Below are 20852 nucleotides of genomic sequence, written 5' to 3'. Positions count from 1 at the left end.
TCGAAACCGATCGCGACGCCGATGCAGCCTTCCGACGCGCGTTGGCTGAAGAAGGCTTCGAGGCATTCCTCCACCGAGCCTAACGCAAGGCACGCTCGTCCGCGCTACATTTCGACCGCGGCCGCTACCGGATGCGTACGATTGACGTCGAGGGTGTCGACATCCTGCTGCATGGGGGCCGACTCCTAGACGTGGCTCAAGGGCCGCATCATTGCACAGCTACGCTCGTGCAGGGGCCGTCCACTACATCACGTCAGTCTGTACGGTCGCCCTACGGCAAATTGTCCTTCAGGGGCGATCGCATGAGCAATGTCGGTCTACGGAATGGCCCGCCCCAATCTTCCGACATCGGATATGATGCCGGTGCTAGCAGAAAGGGGCCGGCCATGACCGTAGTAGTGATGGTTGGCGTCGATCTAGGCAAGAACAGCTGCAGCGTCACAGCGCTCGACAAGCGGAAGGACCGGCGGTCGGGGTCTGTCACATCTCCAACAAGGCGTAAATTTCTTAGATGTCCAACTGCTCAGCCCTCAGACAAGCTTACGGTTCGCGCTATTCGGTGCGAGACCAACTCACACTGTTATTAAATTCGTTTGCTGCGCTTCAGCAAGGCTGTATAAATAGTAGGTAACATCGCCGCGCACTACTGACCCATCAAAATCGAGATGTTGCACCGCACGGCCATCAATACCATTCAGGTCGATGCTGCCGGCCTCTCCCGGAGTCATCGTGTCAGTGGCATTCCCTGACCCGCCGACTAGCTTGACAATCCCTCCTCTGCCCAGAGAGGTTGTTGCAAGTGCACTAGTGGTAACCAGCACGTCGTTTGAACCAAAGTTCTCAATTCGGTCATTGCCTAAATTGATATCAAGCGCTGTATCGAAGAAAAAAGTGTCCTTCACGAGATCAGCCACGTCGCCGCTAAGCACATCGTTAGCAATGCTGCCTTCAATTGAGTGCTTCAGCTTACTAGAGGCATCGGCATAAACAGAAAGGCCGGTGGCGTCGGTGCCTAGAAAACGTAGGCTCGATAGGCCAGAAATAGCGACTGAGCCAGAGACGCCTGTGGCATCAAGCTTGAGCCTTGAGCCCATTCTAATTACACCATCACCGTTACCGTCGTACAACGCACCCTTCGTGACAAGGATATCATCGTTGCCAAAATTGACGATCCTATCGTCGCCGGACATGACGTCTAGGTTGAAGTAGAAGCTGTTGTGCTGCGTTGAACCGACCAACTCGTCGGATGTGGAAGCCGAGCCATTTATCGTGCCGCGCGGAAGCAGAGGCGAATTGGGCAGCCCAGGAGAGGTTACCGGCGGCGGCGCAACGGTAATCGCAACCTTAGCGACATCTGACACCTTGCCATCCGAGGCAATGTAGATGAAGCTGTCCGCGCCAATATAGCCAGCATCGGCCTTGTAGACATAGCTACCATCAGCTTTGAGGGTGACCACACCGTGCTCCGGCCCGGCTTTTAGCGTTGCCGTGAGCGTATCCTTTTCTGCGTCCCTGTCGTTTGTAAGGACGTTACCTTGGCCGGTCTCACCAGCTATAATTGTCAACGCGTCATCAATCGCATTGGGAGCGGTGTTAGTCGGCGTCGGTCGCGGCTCATTGCCGAGCGCATCGATTTTCGCAACCGTCGCGTCCAGGTCGTCAGTCACACCCATATAGAAGACGACGGTTGTCGACTTCCCCGGATCGAGAGATCCCAGGATGAAGTTCAGGTTGAGTGACATATCCGTCTTAGTTACGGTACCCACACCCTGCCGAGTGGCAACCGCCGCGTCATAAGGATTTTCGTTAATGAACCCATAGCTTGTCACGATAGCGCGAGCATCGGTCGAGTACAGAAACATCGGGTTGCTTGAAGAAGTAGCCCCAGCTGTAACAAGCGCACCTCCAGCACCTTGCTTTACAATGGTATTAACAGTGGAATAACTTTCAGAGGCGAGATCCGGGTCGACCGTGCGCATATAGCGCAGATCATCCATAGCAGAGTTTGAATTGTTCGTCAGCTTGATTTCAAACCGAATAAACTTATCATTCTCACCTAGCGAGATCTTTTGATCAACGGCCAGATTTTCGGTGGTTCGACCTTCCCAATTTGCCTGGCCTACCGAAGACGTGGAGCTGTTGTTTTCGTCGCCAGCGATTTCTGTAAGACCAGCCAGCTCTTGATTGGACTGAATATAGGTTTTACCGCCAGTCCTATAACCGATATTGAAGCCCTCTAGCGGCGCGCCACGAACAACAGCGTCGCGCATGGCAGCTTCACCAGTTCCAAAACCATCAGTGTCGGCCAATAGGCCAACCCGACGATAGGTGAGATCATGCTCAATACCAGCTGGGGCCGAATACCGAGTCCCGATATCGCCCGAGCTATTCACGCCAATCGCTAGAAACTTACCCTGCAGGAAAATCTCGTTTCCCACCGACTTGCTTGAAACTGCCATGACCATCCCTCAAATCACCAGCAGTGTCGTCGCTGGCATCCCACCATGACAAGCCTACTGGCCCATCATTCTGCACCAATCATTCCGTAGAAGATTATTAACGTATTAACCAACGCACGTTTCGACCAAATGTGCATTAGCCCAGACAAGATGCGGAACCGTTTCTATTTTCGAGAAATGCAACGAAGGATCCTCGGGAACGCTTCGGCATCCGCTCCCGTGAAGTGAGCGGCGGTGACACCCTTTACCAGCCATGCCGGCCACTAAGGTGTGCAAGCTGAACGTGAGATTACAGAGATCGTAAGCTTTATGCCTCAGATTTTGCCCAAGTCTTGGGTAGATACTGCCCACGTCAAAATTTGGTGGTTGCATTGAGCAGACCGTTCTCCGGCTTGTTCTTCTGACGCGCCAATGATTGGCTGCTCATGGCCAGGACAATCGTCGATGGGAGCGGCTTCTCGATGCGGCCGAGAAGGTTTGTGAATGGCCGTGGCCTTTCACGAGACGGTCGTGGGGGAGGCGCCATTTTTGTATCGGTACGGTGCCGTCGGGCACGCGGACATGGTCGGATCACGTATGCAATTATAGCAGCCATGTGCTTGCACGCCTTGCCAGAGCCGATCTGAAAGATGTTGAACCAGGCACGAGCGCTCGGACCATCTCCCCACTGCCGGTAGCTGCCTTGCGCGTGGAGGACCCCTGCTCTCGCCCGGGCACGTATCGCTTCGGTCGACCCCATAGACGACCTGCGGCCAGTCGCATTTATACCAACGCGCACTTATCAGAACCCATGAGCCTATTGGTGCAGGCCGAGGGACATCATCCGCCATGGCTGATCGACGAGCCTGTTCCAGGCGAAGCAGCAGTGGTCGACGATGTCGTCGTAGGATTTGAAGATGCGGTTCGACAACCAGTTTTCGCGCATGAACTGCCACACGTTCTCGACCGGGTGAGCTCCCGACACCTCGGCGGCAGCGGCATCAGCGTGATGTTGGGAGGCACGACCGGTTCGGCCGATCCGTGCCATTCGGGCTGATCGAGTAGAAGGACCGCATGCGCCCCGGGCGCGACGTGGAAGGCGATCTCCTCGAGATGCATGACGGTGACTCAGAGAGTGCGCCTCGTCCCTTTTATTGTCATCTACCGCTGGCAAGTTTAGCAAGCGCTTGAGGACGCCTTCCGCCAGTCAGGGCGCGAAGCCACATGCGAGCTCCGCGCTCTCGGCTCATTAGGTTCGTGCCTGATCCGAGACGAGAGCGGCGCTTTCCTTGCTATAGTTCTGTGGTCCGACGAGGCTGCCCGCGCTGCCGCATTCGCTCGCATGACCTCAGGTAGCCCTTGGGCCGGAGCGAGCCGGATTAGTAAGGTAAAGCTCCACGTCGGGGAGGATATTTGGGTTGCATCCCCTCCCCCGGCGTTAGCATCCACGATCGGTGAATTACCGCTGACCATTAATCTAACTTGAGGAGTTGCCGGTTAGGCCGCTGCCAGCGACGCCGCTGCCATGCTCCTCAGTATCTTGCGCGAGCGAAAGGCACGGGCAAGCCGACTGCCAGCGGCGCGGTAACGATTGAACTTCGCCGTGTGCATCATCGGTGATCCTGCATTCGCAAGAACTCACAACCTTTCCACATTTTGTCCGCAGGCCACGCTTGTGGCTTGTTGGGCGCGCGAGCAACAAGGGCTATTGTAGCGTGGTGTCACTCCTGTGCTTTCTTGGTCGACATAAACCCTCTACGGCATCGATCTGCCGGAGCAAGGACGGCACACGCCATGCGCTCTGCGACTTGTGTAGCGTGCCACTCTCGCTGTCGAGTGACAGGCGTTGGCGCGCAAGCGAGCCGCCGCAAGCAACCCGAAGGGCCACTCCCGCTCATCGTACCTGACGATAGGCGTGGAACAGAGAGTGCCTTTTGTTGGGCGATCCGCCCACCTCCGGGCTCGCAGGTGTCGCTACTCGCCTGCACCATTTGCGCCCTCAGGCTGCGCATCCACCGATGCGTCGGCGTTACGAGCCATGCGCTTGATGGGCTTGCGCTTGGCAGGCGTAGCGTCACCGTTCGTAGCGACTTCTGCGTTCGACTCAGAGTCCTTGAACAAACCTAATTTGGAGCGGCGCTTCGGCTTCTTTGCGGACGCATCGACACCGGGCACATCAGCATACGAACTCGGCGCAGGAGTGGTCTCAGCAGTGACTTCGGCGCTCTTTGGCGCCTGAGCCTTCGCTTTGCCGCGCCTCGCTCCAGATGCCTTCGTAGCGGCTTTCGTAGAGCGCTTTGCTAATGCAGACTTGGCCCGCTTCTCGACACCTGTGGCCGCGTCGCCCTTCGAACTCTCGGCAGAGGTAGAGCTTGAGGGCTCCGTCCGGTCGTGTGCCTCAGCAGCCGGAGTAGAATCTGCAACTGGAGTGGTGCCAGCTACTTCACCCGCAACGTCGCTCTCAGCTGCGCGAGTGTCGGCGCCATCCTGAGCGAGTTGTGAGCCTAGCTGCTCACTTTCCCGTGCGGAGACTTGAGCCAGCGAACCCTCCTGACCATCACCCACGTCTTCGCGATCAAGCTGATCGACATTGGAGTTCGGACTTGGCTCGGACGCGCTCTTGCGCATTCCCAGGCCGCTTTTCTGTGCGATACCACGGCGGTGCTCGGCATAAGCCGGCGCCACCATTGGGTAGCTAGAGGGAAGACCATATTGTTCACGATAGGCGTCCGGCGTCAGCCCATGGCTCATCAGGTGCCGCTTCAGCGTTTTATATGGCTTGCCGTCGATGAGGCTGAGGATGTGCTCGGGCGAGGCAAGGCTTTTGCGCACCGAGACTGCCGGCGTAACGGCCTCCGCTTCTGGTAGAGCCTCCGCCTGCTCTGCGCCGAGCGCGTTGCGGGTGGACTGTATAAGCCCGGCGAGATCTTCGGGAGCGACGGCGTTGCTGGCGAGATAAACGCTCAGCAGTTGGACAGTAAGCGCCATCACATCGTGGGTAGGATAAACTCCAGACATTCGATTACCCCTTTAAGCTCGCAGGCGTCGTCTCAGCGCAAAACCAAATACTCAGCTAATCAAGCCAACTCGTCTAGATCATGCAGGTTGCGATCTTTCGTCCTTTATGGACATCGAGGCTAAAAAAGCACCCTGCGACTTGCCGTCTCAGCGCGTCTCAATTTGGGTCCGAGCAAGGCAGCAAGGCACGCTCACTTTCTTCGCCTCGCGAGCATGAGATCAACCCAGTTTCGCCATCAACCTTCCCGCCGCGCCCTGCTCGGCGGCGAGATTTCGGCTGTACGCGAGCGGCATGCGCGGCGACTTCCAGCGCAGCGGCTATATCTTTTCCCGCTCGTGAATAAGTCGTGGTTGACCCGACACGTGTTGAATGCGCGCTGATACCTTTGAGCAGCTGGGTCAGATCATCCGCAGTCAGATCGGGCAACACCCCGCGTGCGAACGCCTCTTGGATCATTTTGCGATAAATCGGCCCCATGGAGCCGGGATGCAAAGCGCCCTCCCACAGACCGTACTGGACCCGCGCGGGCACCGCCGGCTTGGTCAAGGTCTTGCGCAGATCCCAATGCTCGCGGCCTGAAGAGCTCGAGGTCAGCCGACCTTTCACCGCCGCCATTGCCTTGTAGCGCCGCGTTGACCCGGCGGACCTGGCCGGGCTCGGGGAGAAAGGTTTGTGCGAGCTTAGCACTGCCCTCTTTGTGTGCGCATCTTGCCGGCGCATTTACGGCTGCTGAGCACTTAAAAGCGGCCACTTAAGGCCATCTTTCCGTTCCCCAGCCTAGGTCGGTCGTTCATGTCGATCTCCGAGGGTCTGGGCAATGCACGATAACCTTCGCTGCCGTGATACCGGCCTGCGCCGAGACTGCTCGCAATCTACACGTTCGGGCGCAAAGATGACTCAGCTCGACTCAATCCGGTTGTCCGCCAGATTACGTCGAGCATCGTTGCGGCATGTATCATCGCATCACTCACGCCTGTGGTCATATGCAGGACCATCATATCGACGGCTTCACGAGCCAGCGGGAGCGCAAGATGCGCTGGCTGACGAGCACTCAATGCCGCAGTTGTTTCAATACGCAGAAGCGCGCCGAGCAGGCCGAAGTCGCAGCTCAAAATGACTTGGCGATCGCCCACCTCGCCCGTCCAGCACTTACAGGTACCGATCGGCAGGTTAGTTGGGCGGAGTCAATCCGTGCGCAGCGGCTTGCAACGTGCATAGCCGCCGGCTCGGACGCCCACATCGTTGAAGTCTTGAGAGCGGTACAGGATGCCAAATGGTGGATAGACCACCGCGAGCTTACGAACGAAGAGCTGCGAAATGCTGCTGCCTGCATGCCGGTTCCGACGGTACCGGTAAGAGCCTGACCGCAGGCTGGAACGCTCTAGCACTACCTTGGCAGATTAGGTGTTGAGGGTGGGTGACAAGCGCATTGCAATGCGGGCAGTGTATGGGTGGTGGGCGTGCGAAGAGCTTAAGGATCGCCTGCCGGATCGCTGGCATGCTGGGTTGCGGCGGCGGTCCCCCGACTCTTTTTTCCGTCCCGCTGCCTTGAGGCGGCGGGACGGAAGGAAGAGGTAGGCTATCATCCACATCAGCGCGTGTCGGTGTAGTTCGGTCCATGAACGCCCTCGAAGTGGTTCAAGCCGAGTTCCTTTTTCAGTTGCTGGTGCGCCTGCTCACAGATCCATCGGGCCTTGATAGCACCGGCAAGCGTCTTGATCGGTGTGTCGGCGGACAAGTTCGACAGATAGTATTTGCGCTTTCCCGTTGAGCGATGCTCGCCCACGAGCCAGACTTCTTCACCGGGTAGATGCTGGTTGCCCAGGTCGCGGATGCGCTGGGTCGGGCCATCGGCGACGCCGACGCGCAGGGCCGCAAAGCGTGCGGTCAGCCGTCCCTTTGTACCCCGCCGCCAACTGACCCCTCTCCATCGCTGCTCGGCAAGTACCTTCTCTGCGGCAAGCGACTTGCTGTCGGGTATGTGGTGTTGGCCGGGCCGGCCGTGCCCCGGAACTGGGAAGATCATTGCGACGTCCGCTGGGTACACCTTCTGCCGGCCGGGTATGGCCACCGCCCACAACAAGCCGCGCTCGCTCAGCGCCTGGCGGAATGGTGCACTCATGCCGTATCCAGCATCTGCCAAGACGCAGCCAAAACGCACGCCTGCAGCCTTGACGCTGTCGATCTCCTGGACGGCTATCTCCGGCTTGGTCGTGGCGACCTGCCGGTCAGCGGGCACCATGGCACGAGCCATGCGCGCTGTATCGCTGGTCTAGCTCTCCGGCAGGAATAACCGCAAGCGAACCATCACCGGCAGCTCACGCGATGCCAGCGTTACCGACACCACGGTCTGGCAATTTGCGTTCTTGCCCAGCGACGAAGCATATTGTGGCGCCACACCGACCGAGTGACGTTCCTTCTTCGGCATCGCTGTATCATCGATGACCAGGAAGGCGTTGGGATCACCCACCAGCCTGTCAGCCCCCTCAGAAGAGCTGCCCCTAGCGGTGCGCTGTCCCATCGTCCCGCGGCTACGAAGTGATGAAGTTGGTCATACCCCGCTTCACCGCCACGAGCAGCCATCGGCTGCACACTCTTGCGATCACCGGGACCGATCAAAACCGCAATGTAGGCCGGGCACATCCGACGACGGATCTTGTGTCTAAGGCCGCTTACAACCGGCTCAAGCCAACGCTCGAGATCCGCTCTCCAATCCGCATCCATCACCAGCCCTTCCAAAAGCTGGCTCTCTATGAATTACCACATCCCTTGCTTGGAAATCCCCGAAATCAAACGTCCGCCAAAATAGTGCTGGGACCGTCCTTAGAAGCCCAAGTGCATCTTGTGTGGAGTGGTTCGCATTGGACTGACAGCACCCCATCGATCGGTTCGCCCGGGAGGTTCCCTCATCTCAGCGGCCCTTTGCGTCGCATTGTCGCATTTGGCAGGCAATAAGCTCGGACTTGGTTAACTGAAACTATGTTGCTTGCTGCGGGGCGAGTTATGCCATTTTGAGAGGGACGGACCATCGGCTTTACCGATGACCGTAGAGGGAAGCACGCGTGACGATATCGACTAAAATGGTTAACAACGAAGTCTTCTTGCAAGGAAAGTACCTCTCTGTTGGTGTCAATAGCAGCGGTGATATCGGGTCGCGGTACTCTGCGCCAGCGGGCTATGCTACTGATCTGACCTACTCTCGGGTTGGCCTACTTGGCGACACAGACGGTTTTGGAGTCGGCAATGCTGCCCTGCGCGACGCGATTGTACGTGGCGCACCCATTGAAGGGTTCAATATCGGCTACAAATCTGGGACCAGCACGTACGTTCATTCCAATCAAGAGATGGCAGGCCTGGTGGAGATCGCAGGTGCCGCCAGCAATAGCTCCACGAGCAGCGTTGGCCAGGCAAATTGGAATGGCACCACGAGCGAGAAACTCGGGGTGGATCAGAAGATCACGTTAACTGAAGATGCCAAGTACATTCGATTCCAGGTAACACTTACTAACAACTCAGCATCTACGATGGCTGACTTGCGGTACATGCGCACCGCCGATCCAGACCTTGGCGAGGGCTATGCAACCGTTAACACCGTCGTCAAACAGGGAGACGACGGGGCGTTGATCACGGCTGCGGCCGCTGGGTCCAGCAAGTCGATGTTCCTCTACTCCAGGGACACTCGTGCTGTGGTGACGAGCTACGGCTTCATCAACGAAAGCCCGTATTCCGCAGCTGTCTCGACCCCTCAGGCGGTCGGCACCACAACCAAGACGGACACATCGATCAACCTCAACTTTCGTCTTGGGACGCTTGCTGCGGGTGGGTCGACAACAGTCGTCTTTTATATGGGCGTCACTGACAACCTTGCAACCACTGTTGCCAACATAAACGGTGCTACGACCACGCCCCTGACCACCAACACTGCGCCTGATGCGATCAATGACCAGCTGGCGATCGTCTCGGGTGAAACTGGCGTGGGCAATTTGCTTGCCAACGACAAAGATGCTAACGGCGATGCGCTCACTGCTGCGCTGAAGCTTGCTCCGGCACATGGCTCCGTGACAGTCAACCTAAACGGCAGCTACACGTACAAGGCTACCGCCGGCTACGTTGGGACTGACAGCTTCACTTACACCGCCTCTGACGGAAAAGCCCTAGACACTGCGATTGTCACAGTCACCATAACTGCTCCTCCTGTGACGCCAGATAGTCCCACATCTGGGTTACCAAACTCTCCGCTCGTTCAACGCCCGAATACCGTGAATGGCTCAGCATCGACCTCAAGCACGCTAACCGGTGTCGCGCAGCATAACAGTTTTTACTTTGACCTCGATGCAAACTCTGGTTCGGACAAGATCACGAACTTTGGGGTAAGCGATATCCTTGTTACTGATGGCAAGCTCTACGACGGCAATGGCGATGGCTTTATTGCGTTATCTTCTTCCACTCTTGCGCTTGATGGGGTGGGCAGCGCCGATCAAGTCGTAATCGCTGGAGTAACTAGCTTGCGCTTCCTAGGTAACGACCAAACGGGACTTTCCGTTTACGCTGACGGTGCGGTCCTACCAGTTGCTGCACTCGAAGGAAAGCTTTCCAACGACATACTGAACGGCGACGCCGGCGATTTGAAGAAGGACGTTTTCTTTTTCGATACCGGGCTAGACGTCCGCCTGGGGGACGATCAAATCAACAACTTCGGCCTCAAAGATGTGTTAGTCACGACATCGGCCTTATCAACTACAGCTCTTGGAACGGCCGGTATGGTCAGACTCGTTGGGGGATCAGGCGATCCAACCGACACTAGAACAGCAGGTGAAGTAGGAACGATTGACGTGGACGGAACGACCGGTACTGCGGTGCAATATCTCGAGTACGATGGCGCAGTGATCCACGACGACGTTACATTCTACATCTACAGCCTTCCAGGATCGGCAGCGGGCATCGCCAGTCTAAGCTTTTAGGTGTCTGTGCCTTCGCTAGCGATGCCACAGGCCGATTCAAACTCCAGACTATTGCAGATTGTCTCGCTACGGGAGCGCAGGCTTGGCTCCCGCCAAAGCTGGAGGGGCGGCTAGCCACAGCAGTAGGCGATGGGAACAAGGTGGCCAGTTGCGCAGCAAGTAGCGGCCTCCCACCCTACGCTTGGTTATGCGGACACGTGGAGGCGGGAGCCGTATCGATCTGAATGACCGCATTAAGCGTAAGCAGAGAGCCTCGGGGCGGACCGGGAGACTGATCCGGTCCGCAGAAACCTTGCAAGAACGCAAAGTCAGAGGTAGTATTCGGGGGCGCTTACGTAGCTGATGGAAGCCCCGTTAAATCCCATGACATGGTCTAACTGAATAAGTGAGCTATCCACAAATCCGTCTGGGCTATTGTCATGGAACCTAATGACAGTGTTTCCATTCCATTCCGAGATATCGATTTGGGCCGCCGTATAGCCTGATATATGCAGGATGTCGTTCGCCACGTCGAAGTCAGTGACACGATCGACTCCATCACCTGCGGCGTAAAAGATGTGATCGTGACCCTCACCGGTGGTGATCAAGTCGCCACCTTTTGCATGCACGTCGGTCAGCTGCAGGACGGAACGCCCATCGATTGCCAGCTGTTCAAAACCGTCCCCCGTCTGCTTCGAGGTGCCCAGCGTTGTCGAGACAGCGGTTGCGAGTTTAGTGGTGAGATCCAGCGAATAAATCTGGCCAGAGACGCGATCTTCCGCCCACAACTTGCCAGACGAGTCGAAGCCCATGCCCTCGATTTTTGCGTTAGCCGGAAGGTTGGAAATTTGAACGCTGGATCCAACCAGCCCAGTAGCCTTGTCGATCGAGTATACGATCGAGTTAGAACCCTCCTGGGCCAAACCATAGAGTTTGTTATCATCTGGGTTGATCGCGAGCGCTGCGATCTTCTTAGACAACGTGTTGTCTCCGATCATCGCGACATCGCCGCTGGATGTATTTACTGAGAGGAGGTCGCCCTCCGAAACGATGTAGAGCTTTCCATCCGTCCCGAATGCCATGTCCTGGAGCTCGGCTTTGTAGCCGGCCGAAGTACCACCGATGAACGTGGTGGCGGCAGTCAGCGGATCGACCTTGATCAGCCCGACCGTGTTGCCTGTGCTCTTGACAAAGCCATACAGCTGCCCGTCCACGGGACTGAACGTCAAAGACTCAACGTCCAAGTTCGTGCCGCTATTACCTGGAGCCCCCGAGATCGACACGGGCCCAACAGCAATGGTCACGCCGGTGCTGAGGTCGATTTTGTAAAGCGTGCTGTTGTGTCCGCCAGCTGTCGCGCCGCCGATGCTGTAAGCGAAACCGCTCGGCGCGCTCTCGGAATAGACAAGCTCAATGGCCCCGCCGTCCGTTCCACCCTCAACATGGTCGTTCGTGTTGTAGCCAATGAAAGTGTCGTTCCCTGCGCCAAGGGCAAAGAACGCGTTGTGCCCTGCGCCTGATGTCAAAAGTGGCAGGCCGGGCTTGTTGACAGATTCGATGTAGGTCAGATCGCCAGCCGCTAGTTCTTGCGCGACAGCAAGGCCGGCGATGCGGACTACATCATCCCCCCCGAAAGTTGCGATGCGGAAATCATCATTCCAGACTGAATTCTGATCGTAGCACATGCGGATGTCTATAGTGTCACCACCATCGCCAGTGATCACATTTGCTCTTTTTACGCCGTTCAAAAAGAGGTTCGTAGCCTCGGTGGTGCCGTAACCCAACTGTGCATCAACATGCACAATGCCGTCGACATAGAAGTTCTGGCCACCAGCCGACTTGATTTGCAGATTTTTTACGGTATTCCACGCCCCCGTCACATCAACATTAGTAATCCCCGAGCTCGTGTTCATTAGTACGCGCTTGCTGAAGAGCAGCTCGTTAAACCAGGCGGTATCGGTGTCCTTTGTCGTAACTTGGTTAGCTGGCGCTGAGAAGCTTGGCTTAAATCCCGGAAGCAGGGCAACATTGACGGGAGAAAAACCGGCAGTACTTGCCCGACGGAGATACCAAACATCTTCGTCACCAGCCACACCGAACCACACTGTTGCGCTTGCCATCGTCTATGCTCCCACATTCCAAGCATACAACTACAGCTAACCGCCACGAATTCACACAGCGTTAACCAAGGCGTTCCACATAGCCAGTTCTCGTTTCGCTAATAAAAACAAAGTGATCACATCATAGTGTCTCAAGATGGGGCAATCTTGTGAGCAAATACATCATTTAGAGGTGATAATGTTGATCGCCGCTGAGCGTTGACCCGGGATTTCCATCGAGAAATGATCCGGGTTGCGGTATGTCCCGCGACGCGGGAGATGGGTCAAGCGGGTGATTTTTCCTTTCGTGCTATGGAAGCGCTGCTGGCCCTGAAGTCGAAGCTGTCGTTCCCGGTTTCCAGGATGTGGCAGTGGTGCGTAAGGCGATCGAGCAGCGCGGTGGCGGGCACGCCGGGCGGCGACCAGCGTTTCTCGAAGACCGAGGCGCATGCCGAGCTCATCATGACGTTGCTGGAGGAGAATGGCGACATCACGCTCGCGAAATCCGCGCTGGTCCACAATTGATGTTTGTCACGGGTTGCAATCCACCCGAAGCCCCTGCAGCAAAGGCGGAAGCAGCTAGAAGGCGTTCCAGGCTGAAGCCGGAAGACGTTTCGGGGCGCTCGCCAAGCAACGGCCAGTAAGTCTATGTTCTCCCAGCCCTAGCGACGAGCGCTTGCTCTCCCGCCTGGTTCCGGCGAGCAGAACGATCGATAGCGCCGATCCAACCCGTCAAACATGCCGTTCCCAATCCGTTCAATCTCATTTCGATCCCTTCCTCTCAAGAGGATCTTCAATCAATTGCAAGCTTAGGAGGTTTCTCGGAGGCTGTCGGCGTTGACTAAATCTAGGCAGGGCGCAACGCCAGCACGTCTTGGTGGAAATGAATCTGGGTGCATTCTTCCAAGCCTGCCTGGCGACAACTCGGATACAATCGTCCGCGATCTAGTCCAAGCGCTAGACGCGCCGATCGCCATTCGCGATCATGATGTCTGCATTGGCGCGTCCGTGGGGGCCTAACATTCGCATGGAGGAGTACTGGAAGCCGGCAAATGTTTAAAATATCAGATATCGCCATGTACCGTGCAAAGGAAGTCGCCCACCTTCGTGCAGAACTTCGGTCTGTAACTCGATAAGCTGCCTTGGAGATAGTGCCGAGCCGCTAGCAGCAAGCTGTGCGTTCGCCAACCCAGCGCAAAGCGGTTCATTCGCACCTTCGAGTTCAGGCTACCCTGCGGGAAAATAGCTTCGCCAGCAACTCACGAACCCTTGATCTGAAGCTCGGTTAGCTCGTCTGCCAGCACATGACCTGTGCAGGTTTCCTCTCGACGGTTGTCTACGGCCTATACTGTACGGCTTTGTACTCGCGCCTCGACGTACTCGCCTGGCAAGGTGAATCTCATACAGCAATTACCCGAGCTTAGCCATCAGCCGACCGGCCGCGCCCTGCTCTGCCGCCAGGTTGCGGTTGTACGCGAGCGGCATGCGCGGTGACTTCCAGCGCAGCGCATCCATGATGCCGGCAAGGTCCTCTCCGCTTGTGAACAAGTCCTGGTTCAAGCCGACGCGCGTGGAATGCGCGCTGATCCCTTTGAGCAATCGGGTCAGATCATCCGCAGTCAGATCGGGCAGCGCCCCGCGTGCGAACGCCTCCTGGATCATTTTGCGATAAATCGGCCCGATGGAGCCGGGATGCAAACCGCCCTCCCCCACATCGTATTCGACTCGCGCGGGCACTGCCGGCCTGGACAAGGTCTTGCGCAGATCCCAATGCTCGCGGCCTGAGAAGCTCCAGGTCGGCCGGCCTTTCACCGCAGCCCGCGCTTTGTAGCGGCGCACGTTGACCCGGCGGAAGATCGGCCCGCTACCGAAGCCCGCGGCATCCAGCCATGCCGCAGCTGCACGCACAGAGCGTGGCGATAGAAAGGCCGTAGCGCCCTCGCCTTCCTGGTCGCCTTTGCTACGTGGGATAATCAGCAGCCGGGCCTCAGGATCAATAGCCTCAACGATGTGCTCGACCGCCACCGCCACCAGCTCCGACGCGCGCAGCCCGGTGTCGTAGGCGACGGAGAGCAGCGCTCGGTTACGCAGCCCCGGCAGGTCCTCGACACAACTCTCGAGCAAGGCGCGGATGTTGAGGCCGCGAGGGGCGTCGCGTGCAACATCGCGCACCGAACCTTTAAATCGCAGCGGACGCGCCTGGGTCTGCGCCGTCCCCTGCGCGCGCCGGATCGCCGCGAAGCGCAGCTTGACCAACGAGGCTGCGGTCGGATCGGCAAGGTCGAGCAGCCGGTGGAGCTTGGCAATGGAGGCCTTGTAGCGTCCCAGCGATGCCGGTTTGCCGCCCTGCCCTGAGCGCACGTCAAGATAATCGGCCACGGTCTCAGGCGATGCTGGCAGCGCGATGCGGCTCTCGTGCCGGCACCATAGGTCGAAGGCTTCAAGGTCCGATCGCAGCGCGCGCAGGCTGTGCGGTGAGGAGCTCGCGCGGAAGGCCTCGATCAGCTGCGCGTCCAGGATGATCCGAGCGCCCGCCTTCATCTTGGTGATCGCCCAGGAGAGCTCGTCCATCTGTGCAGCAGGGGCAGCGCTCGCCTCGTCCCCGATGAGTACGTTGCTCAAGGTGTCAGACTGGGGAGCATCCATGGCGCTTCTCGTAGCCTTCCGGCGACATGTGGGTCAATATGCGTATATGATAAGTGCAATTATACAATCCCCATCACGGTACTATGCAGGCAGTTGTGAAGCGAAGTCTTGTTCGCTACACATGAGGTATGTCACGCCATCATCCGCTCTCTTCCGATGCCGACGTACCTCAGAGTGCAGTTGGACGTGTGGAAGCGGAGTGCGCCTGGGCGCTGGGCCGCCTCGACGGGCTCGTCGCCAGCCTCTCGGCGCCGCAAGCGGCGCTGTTCGCGATGGCGCTGCTGCGCCACGTGCTGATCGAAGCCTTGCTGCAGGCGGGGTTTGCCGGTACCCAACGCGGCTTTAATGAGTGGTTCTCCGGGCTTGAGCGCGAGCCCCAGCCAATCGGCAGCGCGCCCTGCTCTGCGCCCGCGATCGTACGCACGCTGCTGCGCGAATTGGCCCATCATCCCTGGCAGCCGCTCGCTTCCGCCGCTACAACCATCACCGCCGCGGCGCGTTTTACAGTGGATCAACCCGAAGCTTCGAACGACCGCTTCGCGCGCGAGGCGCTCGCCTGCGCGTCCGATCACGTCAGCCAGGGCAGTTCGCTTGCGGGCACGCCCCTGCCGTTCGAGCGGATGTGGCAGCTGGTGGTCCAACTCGGCACCGATCCGCTGTTTGCGCCGGCGGAGCGCGCGCCGCACACGCTGATATTGGGCGAACGTCAGGTCATCTTGGAGCAAGCTGCAGCGACATCGCCGCTATGGGCGGTCGACGCGAACATGGGCAAGCTGCTGCATGGCGGCGGGACATGGAGCATCGCCCTGCCCTGCCCCGGCACTATCACCGCCGAGGCGCTGCAACCGCACCTCTGGCCTGGCGAGCGGCGGATGGTGCTAGCGCGCGACCTCAGCCGCGCCGCCGTTCGCCTCGCAGACCTGATCGTGGCGTCCTGTAGGCAAGCGGCGCGGACGGACCGCGCGCTTGGCCATCTGCGCTCGAACGCGCGGGCCCCGCTGGTCTGGACCGTGCTCGCCGCCTTCGCCCCACTCGGGGTCGAGCAGATGGTGTCGGCGTTCGGGGTCAGCCGGCGCGGGACCTACGCCATTGCTGACGCGCTTGTCAGCGCTGGCCTTGCACGACGGTCCAAGGTCAAGGGTATGGTGCTGCTCGCCACTCTTGAGTCACACGAACGGATAACGCCTCCACCGAGAAAGAGCCACGCCCCTGCCCTCGCTCCCGCCTTGGAGGAGTTTGACGCAGCCATGGCTGACATCGACGCTCTACTCGCGCGACAACCTGTCTTCCGTTGAAAGCGCAGTGACATCACCCGCTGGCTCAGCAAACAGACTCAGATCAGAGATGGGGAAGTACGATAATCGCTAGCACAGAGGTAGTGCGCACCTTCGTTCGCCCGCGGGTTGATGTCCGGCGAGCGGCAGCCGGCAGTTTTGGCGCGGTGACATGTAAGTCTAGGCGGCATAAACGGATTTGAGCCAGTATCTGGCGGTTGCGATATGCACCATGCTTACGAAGCTGATGGCGAGCTGGTCGTATCGGGTGGCCATGGCGCGGTCGCTTTCGAAGCAGGAGCACCCAGCAACCTTAGTGCGGTTCAAATACACGGCATCCGATGGATCTAGGCTGCAAGGTGCACTGCGCCTTTGCGACTTGAGAGAAGGCGCCGCGACTTGGCCACGAAGTCACACGACGGTGTATATGTCCTTGAGCGCGTTGCCGTTACGAAGGTCGCTGCCCGCAGCGCTGAAAAGGTTATGATTTATAGATGCAGCTCAACTGCTAGCATGAGCAGCGGCTTTTAGCGCCTGCTGGTGCTCCAACGCCAGCAAAGTGCAGCAATAAAGCAAGGCCGTTGGGCAGCGTCTTGCGTAAGACCACCGGGTTGAGGGAAAGTTCTCAGTTGTTCGCGCGGGCAACCTAGTCGCGAAATCTCAAGCAGTTTGACGCCGGTTCAGCCTTTCGTGACGCTGGCGGTTCTGCTGGACCTTGGATGCGCGTAGACCTGGCATGCCGTCACGTTCGACTGCGCGCTGCCATGAGACAAGCTCTTCGAGCGAAAGCTCGTAGCGCGCACAGGCCTCCGGCACGCTCAATAAGCCACCTTCAACCGCAGCGACCACTTCAGCCTTGCGCCGTGCGACCCAGCGCGACGTGCCCGGCTCAGGCAGCATATCCCGCGTCAACTTTTCGCCAAGCGGACCAACAACTTCACGAACGATCTGATTATCAGCGTTCATCATAATCTATCTCCGAGTAGTACCGGGCGTTCAGCTCTTGAAAAGCGTTATCGCCTCAAATCCTTAACGAGTAGATGCCAGAGATAGTTAACAGAATAGTTAACGGACACGCAGTTCACCGTGCTGTGAAGATAAAACAGAGGAGCTGTATGAAACACCCAAGATCACTAGATGTGTGGTGATGTAGCGTGGCGCTTCATGAACAGGGGTTCATCTTATAGCGCAGGCGAGACGACGCGGCGCTCAAAGTGGCGCTCTGCAAGGTCAACCGCGAAGCGCCTGGATTGGTTCCGGCTGACCGCGAATAAATTGAAGCTTAGATGCTGCTGCCAAGGTGCTTGCCCTAAGGGTAAGCGATGGGTGTAGCGTGGAAACCCCTGCAGATTTGCAAGACTTACTTAAGTTATGCGCGGTAGAAACATTTCCAGCCACAAGGGTGGCGGGGGTCGCACCTGATGATCAAAACAACGCCGCATCTCGGCACCTACGAGTATGCCACACAAGAGGATCGCTCTGCTTCACGCACGCGCGTAGCGATCCCCGGTCATATACGGCCGGCCGGGGGCAAGCGCCTGGCCACCACGACCAGGAATATTTCGCTCTCCGGCTTTGCTGCGATCGCGATCGCTCGCCTCAACCCAGGCACCAAGTGCTGGCTCACCTTGCCTGGCGTACCGTCGATCGAGGCGGAGGTCGTCTGGTGGGAGGGAGGCGTTGTTGGCTGCGCTTTCAAGGAACTGCTTAACCAAGCTGATTTCGACGCGCTGATTGAGCGTTGGCTGTAGCCTATGGCGTGAGCTCGGCTGCGAGATGGCGTCGAGGCTTATCCCTCCGCCATCAAACGGCCTGCCTACGCATTAGGATCTCGTTAAGAACCCGGCACCATGATCGGGGGCGAAGCGGGCATCCGGGGGCGGATACAAGGCGATGCCGAGATGACGATGACCGCTCAGGGTGAAGCTTACGCCGAGGCCTCTCAGGAGGATCGATCCGCAGTACGTAGCCGCTGCACAATGCCTGCTACCTTAAGACCCGTAGGTGGCAAATCACTGCAAACGGTCGTGAGAGACCTATCCCCGTTCGGCTTCTCGGCTACAGCCATCACTCCCATACCCAAGGGCACCACATGTTGGCTGACCATCCCGGGGCTTGAGCCCGTGGCAGCAAAAGCGGCCTGGTGGGAGAAGGGAATTGTGGGCTGCGAGTTTGCACGCCTTCTCCAGCCCAGTGATCTCAATACGATCGCCGCGAGACGGTAGCCAGGCTAGGCCATTCATCGACGGTTCGCTGTGGATCTGGATTGCCGATCATGGCGCTTGGAGCGCCAGCCTCTCTAATCCAAGGCATTCGGATGCCGCGGAGACAGAATCGTGTCGTCGCCCAGACACTCGGCGCGCCCACGACGGTGGGTCACACCGGGTCTCCTCTTGCCGCTATGATCTTGCGTGATGTGGACCGGGCCATGACACGATGCACAGCGCTTCGGCTCCTTACCTAGCTGCCACCAGTCATCCACAGACACGCGTCGCCAGACGCCCTCAACTTTTACTTCGATGAAGTTCATCAATGTCCCGCCGCCCTAACTTAGGCCGCGATAGCAGTGATTTAGTTTGCCTGCAGGCGCGGCGATCGCGGTGTGCACTTGTGGGACCTTAACCATCCCCCGTCTGTACAGAAGTGGTAAACGCCTGCCCGGCTCTCAGCCCCACAGGCAAGGCTCAGCTGCAAACCCGCCAGAAGGCTGCAGCTAGCGAATTACGCCGGCAATGCGTAGAGCAGCAATGCTCGCCGAGCGGGCATCTGTACGCAGCCTGATCAACCGTTGTGGCCAGTTGTCTATTTACCGCAAGCCCATCGCGCCGCGATATTTAATTTGGTTTAGCTGGCGCCAATCGGATGCGAGGTTAACATCGAAGGCATCGTATTCACATGCTGTTCAACGGGTTGTCCGAACACTACCGGGCAAGATGAACCGGCAATTTTCCTCACGCGCGTTAGCGCTCGCCGCCTGTGCAACGAGCCTTGTTGCGATCCCTGTTGATGCAAGCCAGGGCGGCGAGCAGAACGAGCTACGTAGGGATCGTCGCGCTCACAAGGTGCGTCCGACCCGTGAGATCGAGCAGCTTGTCTTGCCGCAAATGTCAGGTATGCAGTACCTTGGGCCTGAATACGACCCGACAGCCATGACATACCGTCTTAAGTTCATTCGAAACGGGAGGGTCGTGTTTGTTGATGTTGACGCTCAGTCCGGAGCCATCATTGGCCGCTGGTAGGAGGGGCTTGACCACACATCGTTGTCCAGGACTTCGATTTGTTGGAGTAAGAAGCCTCGTTTTGTACGCTCGTTCGTTTCCTTTCGTAACTCGCCAAATACGATTCTTGCAGAAATTCTGAGCAAGTAGGCATGCACCGTATCCCGGCCACAACTAAGATGCGCTCATCCAACGATCCGTCCGCCAGAAGCAGTGCTCTCGCTATCGCCACGGCACCTGTGGCGAAAGTGGCCGTGAGAGATACCCGCAAGGGCCGAAGTTCGGTCATCAGCAGAAGTTATAAACGAGGCGATAATCACGATTTGTAGGCCGAGGATGTGTATGTCTGGCTGCGCGGCTCGTATGATGAAATAGTTGAGCTGCAGCAGCCTTACGATGCAGCCACGATGAGCGCATGAGGTTCGGTGTTCCCGACGCGTACAGGTGAGCGCTGACGCTCCAAAAGCCTATAGCAAGGCTTCGTGCTGCAGTTTCTTTCGCCCCCGCTTCATACGATACAACTCCGCGTCCGGCAGCTGAAGCAAAGTGTCGAGCGTCAACCTTCGGTCCATGCTGACGACCGTGCCGACAGTTGCCGAAAGCGAAATAGCGAAGCAACCAACTTCCTACCTTCGCTCCAGGGCCTTCCGCACGAGCCAGGAAAGTGTGTATGCTTGGTCCGCATCCTCGAGGCCGAACTCGTCACCGCCGAGCCGGGCCACCATGTCAGACTTGCGGACGGCATAATGGAGGCGACCAGCCACCGCCTCTTAGCACTTTGTCTCCTGCCGCGTGGCCATACTTGTCGTTCACCGGCTTGAAGCCATTCAGGTCAAGATAGTGCACCGCAATCATGGTCTCAGGAGGGGATAGGGGAAGGCGGCCGGCGTAGAACTCATCGAGGGCTAGTCGGTTGGGAAGCGATGTAGGCACATTCCTCCTTGCCATGCTGATGGTGACGTCCCCCAAATTTTTTCATCTATTCTGAGTGAGAGTTTTCCGGCCTTGTGAAGCCTTCGGGCAAATAGCTGGGAAATGAAGAAGTCGAGGTACACTGAGGAGCAGATCGCCTTTGCGTTGAAGCAGGCGGAGATGGCAGGTGAACCATAATCGCGTTTACCGGCTTTACCGGTAGGATGGACTGAGCCTTCGGCTCAAGAAGCCGCGGCGCAACGTCAGTGCTGCCAATCGTGAAAGGCAGCCTGCAGCATCGGCGGC

Annotated in this window: 12 protein-coding genes and 5 pseudogenes; 6 read left to right on the top strand and 11 right to left on the bottom strand. The window is 58.0% G+C overall.

Going from position 1 to position 20852, the window contains the following annotated elements; genetic code table 11:
* Positions 1 to 572: 572 nt before the first annotated feature.
* The 4 genes and pseudogenes from GV044_RS13835 to GV044_RS13820 form a co-directional block, all read right to left on the bottom strand.
* Entirely contained in the window at positions 573 to 2459 is a 1887-nt protein-coding gene (locus GV044_RS13835; RefSeq protein WP_159871794.1) for an Ig-like domain-containing protein, read from the bottom strand.
* Between the two features lie 796 nt (positions 2460 to 3255).
* Positions 3256 to 3554, bottom strand: a pseudogene (locus GV044_RS13830) (transposase); the annotation flags it as partial.
* An 858-nt stretch (positions 3555 to 4412) separates the two neighbouring features.
* Complete coding sequence (locus GV044_RS13825) at positions 4413 to 5456, bottom strand: MucR family transcriptional regulator (protein ID WP_159871787.1); 1044 nt, start codon at positions 5454 to 5456, stop codon at positions 4413 to 4415.
* Between the two features lie 219 nt (positions 5457 to 5675).
* Positions 5676 to 6087 (bottom strand): annotated as a pseudogene (locus tag GV044_RS13820) (integrase); the annotation flags it as partial.
* 320 nt (positions 6088 to 6407) lie between these two features.
* Here GV044_RS13820 and GV044_RS13815 point away from each other — a divergent pair.
* On the top strand, positions 6408 to 6821 hold the full coding sequence (locus GV044_RS13815; RefSeq protein ID WP_159871784.1) for a hypothetical protein: 414 nt from the start codon (positions 6408 to 6410) through the stop codon (positions 6819 to 6821).
* A gap of 36 nt (positions 6822 to 6857) precedes the next feature.
* Here GV044_RS13815 and GV044_RS13810 read toward each other — a convergent pair.
* Positions 6858 to 8215, bottom strand: a pseudogene (locus GV044_RS13810) (IS701 family transposase).
* Positions 8216 to 8519: 304 nt separating this feature from the next.
* On the opposite strand from GV044_RS13810, the gene GV044_RS13805 reads away from it, so the two are divergent.
* Positions 8520 to 10418, top strand: a complete 1899-nt coding sequence (locus tag GV044_RS13805; RefSeq protein WP_159871781.1) for an Ig-like domain-containing protein — start codon at positions 8520 to 8522, stop codon at positions 10416 to 10418.
* 308 nt (positions 10419 to 10726) lie between these two features.
* On the opposite strand, the gene GV044_RS13800 is transcribed toward GV044_RS13805, so the two are convergent.
* From GV044_RS13800 to GV044_RS13790, 3 genes and pseudogenes are all read right to left on the bottom strand, one after another.
* The gene (locus tag GV044_RS13800; RefSeq protein ID WP_159871778.1) at positions 10727 to 12517 is read right to left on the bottom strand and encodes a hypothetical protein; all 1791 of its coding nucleotides are present in this window, start codon (positions 12515 to 12517) and stop codon (positions 10727 to 10729) included.
* Positions 12518 to 12780: 263 nt separating this feature from the next.
* A pseudogene (locus GV044_RS13795) lies at positions 12781 to 12897 on the bottom strand (ATP-binding protein); the annotation flags it as partial.
* Between the two features lie 1009 nt (positions 12898 to 13906).
* Positions 13907 to 15067 (bottom strand): tyrosine-type recombinase/integrase, encoded by a 1161-nt coding sequence (locus tag GV044_RS13790; RefSeq protein ID WP_236554984.1) that lies wholly within the window; start codon positions 15065 to 15067, stop codon positions 13907 to 13909.
* 203 nt (positions 15068 to 15270) lie between these two features.
* On the opposite strand from GV044_RS13790, the gene GV044_RS13785 reads away from it, so the two are divergent.
* A complete protein-coding gene (locus GV044_RS13785; protein WP_159871775.1) occupies positions 15271 to 16437 on the top strand; it encodes a hypothetical protein in 1167 nt (388 codons plus the stop codon).
* 639 nt (positions 16438 to 17076) lie between these two features.
* Here the strand turns inward: GV044_RS13785 and GV044_RS13780 are convergent.
* Positions 17077 to 17382 (bottom strand): DUF1153 domain-containing protein, encoded by a 306-nt coding sequence (locus GV044_RS13780; RefSeq protein ID WP_159871797.1) that lies wholly within the window; start codon positions 17380 to 17382, stop codon positions 17077 to 17079.
* A 455-nt stretch (positions 17383 to 17837) separates the two neighbouring features.
* Between GV044_RS13780 and GV044_RS13775 the strand changes: the two genes are divergently transcribed.
* Positions 17838 to 18167 (top strand): PilZ domain-containing protein, encoded by a 330-nt coding sequence (locus GV044_RS13775; protein ID WP_159871772.1) that lies wholly within the window; start codon positions 17838 to 17840, stop codon positions 18165 to 18167.
* A 1182-nt stretch (positions 18168 to 19349) separates the two neighbouring features.
* Positions 19350 to 19655 (top strand): PepSY domain-containing protein, encoded by a 306-nt coding sequence (locus GV044_RS13770; RefSeq protein ID WP_159871769.1) that lies wholly within the window; start codon positions 19350 to 19352, stop codon positions 19653 to 19655.
* A 605-nt stretch (positions 19656 to 20260) separates the two neighbouring features.
* Here GV044_RS13770 and GV044_RS22640 read toward each other — a convergent pair.
* Together GV044_RS22640 and GV044_RS13765 are read right to left on the bottom strand one after the other, a co-directional pair.
* Positions 20261 to 20398, bottom strand: coding sequence for a hypothetical protein (locus GV044_RS22640; protein WP_305778434.1), 138 nt, complete (start codon positions 20396 to 20398; stop codon positions 20261 to 20263).
* Complete coding sequence (locus GV044_RS13765; RefSeq protein ID WP_305778433.1) at positions 20361 to 20582, bottom strand: diguanylate cyclase domain-containing protein; 222 nt, start codon at positions 20580 to 20582, stop codon at positions 20361 to 20363. Before GV044_RS13765 ends, GV044_RS22640 begins: the two co-directional genes overlap by 38 nt.
* A 136-nt stretch (positions 20583 to 20718) precedes the next feature.
* Here GV044_RS13765 and GV044_RS13760 point away from each other — a divergent pair.
* Positions 20719 to 20852: pseudogene (locus GV044_RS13760) on the top strand (IS3 family transposase); the annotation flags it as partial.

Source organism: Novosphingobium sp. 9U (assembly GCF_902506425.1).
Lineage (GTDB): Bacteria > Pseudomonadota > Alphaproteobacteria > Sphingomonadales > Sphingomonadaceae > Novosphingobium.
This window is presented reverse-complemented; position numbering and strand designations above follow the sequence as displayed.